This window comes from Roseivirga misakiensis (assembly GCF_001747105.1).
GTDB lineage: Bacteria > Bacteroidota > Bacteroidia > Cytophagales > Cyclobacteriaceae > Roseivirga > Roseivirga misakiensis.
Genome location: NZ_MDGQ01000005.1, coordinates 2,609,044 through 2,617,500 on the forward strand (window position 1 = coordinate 2,609,044; position 8,457 = coordinate 2,617,500).

The window sequence follows — 8,457 nt, forward strand, 5'->3', positions numbered from 1 at the left end:
TTAAATTTGTGTATCTCTAATAAATCGGAGAATTGCGCAAATCTTTATACACCTTAGTTCTATTAACTATTCTCGCTGGCGTTTCTTGCTATGCTCAAAATAGCGTATTGGCTTCTGGCAAATGGTTTAAAATGAAGTTCTCCGAGCCCGGTGTCTATAAAATAACTTTCGACCAGTTGAGTGAATTAGGCTTGGCCAATGAAGACCCAAGAAATCTAGCCATTTATGGGAATCCAGGCGGAATGTTGCCTCAATCCCTGACACAATCTCGACCAACCGATCTCTTGGAAAACGCCATTTTTGTAGCTGGAGAAACTGATGGGCAGCTGAATGGCGGTGATTATATTCTTTTTTATGTTGACGATATTAATCAGGTAGCATATGACCATTCGTCCGAGGGTTATCGAGTTGAGAAAAACCTTTATTCAGATGATAATTATTACTTTCTGACCATAAAAGAGACAGCAGGCAAACGAATAGCCTCAAATGCCGATTTCGGTAACACCCACCCGAGAGTAACATGGTATAATCAAATCATATTTCATGAAAATGATCAAGTAAACATTCTCAACTCAGGTAGGGAGTGGTTTGGGGAGCAATTCACCATTCAAAACAGTAGATCATTTATTCACCAAACTAATGGTTTGGAGGGCGATCAAGAAGTAAAGCTTTTAGTCACCTCACTAGCACAGTCTTTCAATAATTCAAGCCTAGACGTTTCTTTGAACAACTCACAAATAGGCACCCTTAATTTTGAGGCTATTCCAAATACGCAATACGGGATAAAAGGAAATTTGAGGTCTAATATTTTTATCTTGGCTACCAATAATATTTCCAACAATGAACTGACCATTGATCTAGTTTACCAACAAAATGGAGCTTCAAATGCCGTGGCTTATTTGGACAGTTACCTACTTGATATTCCGAGTCCACTTACCTACAACCAAGCACCTCTAACCATCAGAAATTCAGGATTAATGACTTCTTCGATGGTCACTTTTCAAATAGAAAATACCTCGGACCAATTGACAGTTTGGAATGTTTCAGATCCTACTTCGGTAAAAAGCCAAGCTTTTATGATCAATAATAGCTCGATCACTTTTGGGGCAATAGCAGACGCAGAAAGTAGCTTTATCGTATTCGACGAAAGTTCACTTCCAAACCCAACAGAATTTGAACCTGTAACCAACCAAAATCTGCGTAGCCTTGACCTGACTGACTTGATCATCATCACGCACGCCGATTTTTTAACACAAGCAGAGCGGCTCGCTGCATTTAGGCGATCTCATGATCGGCTTACGGTTTCCGTAACCACAGTTGACAAAATTTACAATGAGTATAGTTCGGGACGTCAAGATGTAACTGCGATTCGCGATTTCATTAAGTCCAAATTTGGACCTGTCAGTCAGCTCAAATACGTTTTATTTTTCGGTAAAGGCTCATATGATTATAAGAATCGAGTGGAAGAGAATTCAAACTACGTTCCCACTTATGAATCTAGAAACTCAATTCATCCATTACTCACTTATTCTTCGGATGACTACTTTGGTTTTCTCGAAGATCACGAAGGCGAATGGATTGAAGCACGTGTGGGCGATCATTCATTGGATATAGGTGTCGGCAGGATTCCGATCACAAACGCCGAACAAGCAAAAAAAGCAGTAGATAAAATCATGCTATATCAAACGGATGCTAAAACTTATGGTGATTGGAGAAGCCGCATTGTTTTTGTAGCTGATGATGGAGATAATAACCGACACCAAAAAGATGCTGATTCTTTGGCCACGTTGATAGACACGGCATTCGTTAACTACAACATCGAAAAAATATACTTAGATGCTTTTGAACAAATAAGATTACCAAACGGCGAAATTTCACCTACTGCCGAAGAAGCTTTGACGACTTCTGTAAATGACGGGGCGCTCATCGTCAATTTTACTGGTCACGGTTCAGAATCTGGATGGATGCAAGAAAGGGTGCTGACCTTTGATTTAATGCAACAATGGAACAATACCTTCAACTTACCTTTTCTAGTCACTGCTACTTGTGAATTTGGCCGCAACGATGATCCAGCAGTCTTTTCTGGTGCTGAGAACTTAATATTTAAAGATGTTGGTGGTGTCATTGCCATGGTCACTACGGCCCGACCGGTTTTCTCTAGTACCAATTATGATCTAAACTTGGCCTTGTATAGTTCGGTCTTAAGCCAGGAAGATGGAACTTACCAACGTTTAGGAGATATCATCAGGTTCACAAAGAACAATAGCTTACGAGGTAGTCTGAATAGAAATTTTATTCTACTCGGCGATCCTAGCATGAGGCTTTCCTATCCTGAAAAATCGATCGAAATTACAGCCCTTAATGGAAATCTTCCGACGGTTACGGATACTTTAAAAGCTTTGCAACCTGTCACTATTACTGGTAGAATTGTTAATAATAATAGTGTAGATACAAACTTTAACGGAACGTTGAATTTTAGATTATCAGACAAACCTAGCCGCAAAGAAACTATCGGAACCGAGAGTGATAGCTTCACTTTCGACGAAAGAGATAACCCGTTATTTAGAGGAGTAGCGCGGGTAGAAAATGGAATTTTTACTTTAGATTTTATTATCCCTAAAAACATAGATTACAGATTTGGACCGGGGAAAATTGAACTTTATGCCGTCAATGACGACTTGAGTAGCGATGCGTTGGGGGCCACTCTAGATTTTACAATAGGCGGAACTTTCGACAACATAACAGCAGATCTTATACCTCCTTCGGTAACGGTTTTCTTGAATGACACCACGGCGGGAATTCAGCCTTCTTATGAAACTGATGTCACCTTCATTTTTAAGTTTTTTGATGAAAGTGGAATAAACATTTCAAACAATGGACTTGGCCAGAATATCAGCTTGACATTAAACGACTCGATCACCTTTAATCTAAATGATAGCTATAGCTCGAGTATTGAGGGGTTCCAAAAGGGGATAGCGGTATTTGACATTGACGACCTGAATCCGGGTATTAACGAGATTGAGGTCACAGCATGGGATATCCATGGTAATTCGACCAGTGCAACCCAAGAATTTAAAGTGGGTGAAAATACTTCTTACATTTCAGTAATAAACAACCATCCCAATCCGTTTATTAACGAGACCCGCTTTGAAATAGAGCATTTGCTTGACGGTGAAAACATTGAGATCGGAATCGATATTTTAAACCTCAAAGGAGAAATTGTCGCAACTATAAATGAGGAGTTTCTCAGCGCCCCAGAGCAATTAAGTATTACATGGGCTGGCACAAATTTAGACAACGTTAAACTCAATTCAGGACTGTACATATATCGTGTCAGAATCTTTTCTAAAACCAGTGGGAATTCCAGCGTCAGACGCCAAAAACTCATTATTTCAAATTAATTTTATAACACTATCTTTGAAGAAAAAATACATGCCAATCAGAGTCCGCATTTTTACACTTCTGACCCTAGTCTTATTTTTAGCACCCGATCTAAAAGCTCAAAATTCGATAGGTATTAATGGACAAGACACTGTCATTAATGTGATTACTACGGCCGTGCCATTCCTTTCAATAGCTCCAGACCCTGTTTCTGGTGCCATGGGTGACGTAGGTGTAGCGACTGACCCTGATGCTAATTCAACTTTTTGGAATCCCGCGAAACTCGCTTCTATCAACAAGAATAGTGGTTTAGCTTTAACCTTTACACCATGGCTAAGCAAGTTTGTTGACGATATGTCAATATCTTACTTAACTGGCTTTAAGAAATTAGATGATCAATCTGCTATTGGAGCATCTATGACTTATTTTGATTTAGGAGATATACAATTAACTGATGGTGCTGGTAATTCTATTGGAGATTTTACACCAAGAGAATTCGCATTTTCAGCAACCTATTCTAGACAGCTGAGCAGAAAATTAAGCTTGGGTATTACTGGAAAGTATATCTATTCTAACCTTTCAGGTAACATTACTACTAGCCCCGTAACTGATCCAAAACCAGGAACAAGTATTGCAGCGGATATTGGAGTTTACTACAAATCTGAGTTGGTTGTTTTCCAAAAACCATCTCAACTTTCGTACGGAGCATCCATTACAAACATTGGTTCTAAGTTGTCATATAATAGTGCTGATGAAGAAGATTTTATTCCAACAAATTTCCGAATAGGTTCAGCCCTGTCGTCTTATTTAGACCAATACAATAAGGTCACATTGGCCTTAGACTTCAATAAATTGATGGTCCCAACACCACAGCGCGATGGTTCGGAAAGAGATAAGCCTTTATTATCCGGTATTTTCGGTTCTTTCGGCGATGCCCCAGGTGGCTTCACTGAAGAGCTTCAAGAGGTATCAGTTTCGTTTGGGGCTGAATATGAATACCAAGAAAAATTTGCCATTAGAACTGGATATTTCTACGAACATAGAAATAAAGGGAACAGGAAGTACTTTACGGCCGGCGTTGGTTTTATGGTGAAAAAATTAGAACTCAATTTTTCTTATCTAGTTCCTCAATTTCAAGAACACCCACTTGCCGAAACCTTACGATTTGGCATGATACTAGACTTATCTAGCTCTTCTGACGACAACTAGTCATGATTTTAGACCGTACTAAGTCACCAGAAGTCTTTCAGATTGAAGACGTAAAACTGGCCAATATTGATACTGATATTATCAATAACCTGAATGTCCATTCTCATATTGATGAGGGTTCAAAAACATTTAAAATAGAACTTCAAACAAAGGGAAGTCAGTGGTACGGATCTACTGCAGCCTTACCTCAGTTGACCCTTAAAATGTTAAATGAGGGCACTAAAACTAAACCCAGCAGTCAGTTGGCTGAGGCAATTGATGCTCTTGGTAGTTTTATTGAACTATCTCCTGGTTTTGATTATTCCTCAATCACCATTTTTGGTTTATCTAAATACTTTGAAGAGAACATTCGGCTACTATCAGAAATGGTATATGAACCAAAGTTCGATGCCGAGAGCCTAACGACTTTAAAATCTAAAGAGCTAGACAAACTAAAGCTAAACCTTGAAAAAGGGAGCTATTTATCCTCTGTGAATCTTAGGAAGGCACTATATGGGTTAGATCATCCTTACGGTAAACACCTAACAATCAACGATATTGAGAATACAACGATTGATGAAGTAAAATCCTTTCACGGTCACTTTGTCAAAGACTTTGACATTTATATCGCAGGAGATTTACCGGCAAATTTTAAGAATGTTTTAGCTGAAAGCTTTGATAAGTATAGTGGCGAGTTAATAGATCAAAGAACAGAAACATCCTTATTAGAGCAAAAAGATGTTTTCCATATTGACCCTAAGTTTATTCAAAGTTCTATTAAACTTGGTAAACGTCTGTTCACCCGAAGTAATAAAGACTATTTCCCATTCATAGTGACTAACGAAGTCTTAGGTGGTTTTTTTGGGTCAAGATTAATGAAGAACATAAGGGAGGAAAAAGGTTATACATACGGCATCTATTCTCACCTATATGCTCTGCTACATGATGGCTATTTCCTAATATCCACGGATGTAAAGGGAGGAAACCAACAGGATACTTTAGATGAAATCTATAAAGAGCTAAATAAGCTGAGCACCGAACTTGTACCATCAGAAGAGTTAGACATCGTCAAAAACTATATGATAGGTGTATTCACTAATTCCTTTGCTAGCCCATTCGCACAAATCGACAAATTCAAGACGTTAAATTCTCAGGGGATCAACCAAGATTTTTACCGTAACTATGTTTCTAATATCAGGGCTGTTAGTTCAGAAGATATTCTCACTAATGCTGTTAAGCATTTATCACCAGACTCCTTGGTGACGAGCATTGCTGGTGCTTGATACAAGTATTTGTTAATTCCTTTTTATCGGAATCCCTTTAATAAAAGGGCAAAAAAAAGACCTATATCGGGTTGATATAGGTCATAATAAAAAGCTGGCGACTACTTACTCTCCCACCGGTAAAGGCAGTACCATCAGCGCAAGTGGGCTTAACTTCTCTGTTCGGAAAGGGAAGAGGTGGACCCCACCGCTATAATCACCATAAAATCTTCAACCGCTCATTCAGCAGTCATAATTTCTTTTCCATCAAGTTGTACCTGATGGAATGACATATTAATTGTAAGAGTATTACACAATAGGGCTTGTTAGGTTATTGCGCCGACCGCCTAATCATAGACGGCCGGCTACGGAAAGTTTACGGGTAATTAGTACTGCTCGGCTTTGACATTCCTGCCTTTACACCTGCAGCCTATCAACGTCATCATCTATAACGTCCCTTATAAAGAAATCTCATCTCGAGGGGAGTTTCGCACTTAGATGCTTTCAGCGCTTATCTCTTCCCAACGTAGCTACCCAGCAGTGCCCCTGGCGGGACAACTGGTACACCAGCGGTTAGTCCATCTCGGTCCTCTCGTACTAAAGACAGGTCCTCTCAAATTTCTTACGCCCACAACAGATAGAGACCGAACTGTCTCACGACGTTCTGAACCCAGCTCGCGTGCCACTTTAATGGGCGAACAGCCCAACCCTTGGGACCTTCTCCAGCCCCAGGATGTGACGAGCCGACATCGAGGTGCCAAACCTCCCCGTCGATGTGAGCTCTTGGGGGAGATCAGCCTGTTATCCCCAGAGTACCTTTTATCCTTTGAGCGATGGCCCTTCCATGCGGAACCACCGGATCACTATATCCGTCTTTCGACCCTGATCGGCTTGTAGGCCTCACAGTCAAGCACCCTTATGCTATTGCGCTCTACGTACGGTTACCAAGCGTACTGAGGGTACCTTTGAAAGCCTCCGTTACTCTTTTGGAGGCGACCACCCCAGTCAAACTACCCACCACACACTGTCTCCAGTAATGGATTAGGCATCAGATAAATAAAGGGCGGTATTTCACCAACGACTCCCCCACGCCTAGCGACGCAGGTTCAAAGTCTCCCGCCTATCCTACACATCATTTACCCAATACCAATGTGAAGCTATAGTAAAGGTTCATGGGGTCTTTTCGTCCCGTTGCGGGTAAGCGGCATCTTCACCGCTACTACAATTTCACCGAGCTCGTGGCTGAGACAGTGCCCAGATCGTTACACCATTCGTGCAGGTCGGAACTTACCCGACAAGGAATTTCGCTACCTTAGGACCGTTATAGTTACGGCCGCCGTTTACTGGGGCTTCAGTTCAATGCTTCTCCTTACGGATAACATCCCCCCTTAACCTTCCAGCACCGGGCAGGTGTCAGGCCTTATACTTTATCTTTCGATTTCGCAAAGCCATGTGTTTTTGCTAAACAGTCGCCTGGGCCTATTCACTGCGGCTTCTCTGTTGCCAGAGGAAGCGCCCCTTCTCCCGAAGTTACAGGGCCATTTTGCCTAGTTCCTTAGCCACGGATCACTCGAGCACCTCAGGATTCTCTCCTTGACTACCTGTGTCGGTTTACGGTACGGGCACCATATACATATGCTTAGAGGTTTTTCTTGGAAGTCTGATTAGGTCCACTATCCACGCTGCCGAAGCATTGTGGTACTATCAGGTTCATCAAGCCGTGCGGATTTGCCTACACAGCCTATAACTACACCCTTTAACGTACTATTCCGTCAGTACGCGGGACTTTCACTACTCCGTCACCCCATCGCTGAATACGGTGGTATTGGAATATTAACCAATTGTCCATCGACTACACCATTCGGTTTCGCCTTAGGTCCCGACTAACCCTGATCCGATTAGCGTTGATCAGGAAACCTTAGTCTATCGGTGGGCGGGTTTCTCACCCGCCTTATCGTTACTTATGCCTACATTTGCTTTTCTATACGCTCCACAGTTCATCACCAAACTGCTTCATCGCTGAATAGAATGCTCCCCTACCCAGTATAAATACTGCCTTAGCTTCGGTACTATACTTAATGCCCGATCATCATCGATGCCCTGTCGCTCGACCAGTGAGCTGTTACGCACTCTTTAAATGAATGGCTGCTTCCAAGCCAACATCCTGGCTGTCTATGCAACTGGACCGCCTTAGTTCAACTTAGTATAGATTTGGGGACCTTAGCTGAAGGTCTGGGTTCTTTCCCTCTCGGACAAGGACCTTAGCACCCTTGCCCTCACTGCATGGTATATCTGTTAGCATTCGGAGTTCGTCAGGATTTGGTAGGATTTGACTCCCCCTAGTCCTATCGGTAGCTCTACCTCTAACAGACTCAACCCACACGCTGCTCCTAAAAGCATTTCGGGGAGTACGAGCTATTTCCCGGTTTGATTGGCCTTTCACCCCTACCCACAACTCATCCAAAGACTTTTCAACGTCAACTGGTTCGGTCCTCCATTGCATGTTACTGCAACTTCAACCTGGTCATGGGTAGATCACCGGGTTTCGCGTCTACCCCCTCTAACTAAACGCCCTATTCAGACTCGCTTTCGCTCCGGCTACGGACCTTAAGTCCTTAACCTTGCT

The 8,457-nt window shown here is 42.0% G+C and carries 3 protein-coding genes and 2 rRNA genes (1 of these 5 only partly in view); 3 read left to right on the forward strand and 2 right to left on the reverse strand.

Annotated features, from left to right (window positions below):
* Window positions 1-32 precede the first annotated feature (32 nt).
* The 3 genes from porU to BFP71_RS19085 are packed head-to-tail and all read left to right on the forward strand — an operon-like array spanning window position 33 to window position 5,852.
* On the forward strand, window positions 33-3,401 hold the full coding sequence (gene porU, locus BFP71_RS19075; protein WP_176723393.1) for a type IX secretion system sortase PorU: 3,369 nt from the start codon (window positions 33-35) through the stop codon (window positions 3,399-3,401).
* Between the two features lie 31 nt (window positions 3,402-3,432).
* The gene (gene porV / locus BFP71_RS19080) at window positions 3,433-4,590 is read left to right on the forward strand and encodes a type IX secretion system outer membrane channel protein PorV (protein WP_069836991.1); all 1,158 of its coding nucleotides are present in this window, start codon (window positions 3,433-3,435) and stop codon (window positions 4,588-4,590) included.
* A 2-nt stretch (window positions 4,591-4,592) separates the two neighbouring features.
* Complete coding sequence (locus BFP71_RS19085; RefSeq protein ID WP_069836992.1) at window positions 4,593-5,852, forward strand: M16 family metallopeptidase; 1,260 nt, start codon at window positions 4,593-4,595, stop codon at window positions 5,850-5,852.
* A 92-nt stretch (window positions 5,853-5,944) separates the two neighbouring features.
* On the opposite strand, the gene rrf is transcribed toward BFP71_RS19085, so the two are convergent.
* Together rrf and BFP71_RS19095 are read right to left on the reverse strand one after the other, a co-directional pair.
* Window positions 5,945-6,056 (reverse strand): 5S ribosomal RNA (gene rrf, locus BFP71_RS19090).
* 141 nt (window positions 6,057-6,197) lie between these two features.
* A 23S ribosomal RNA gene (locus tag BFP71_RS19095) occupies window positions 6,198-8,457 on the reverse strand (it continues 622 nt past the right edge of the window).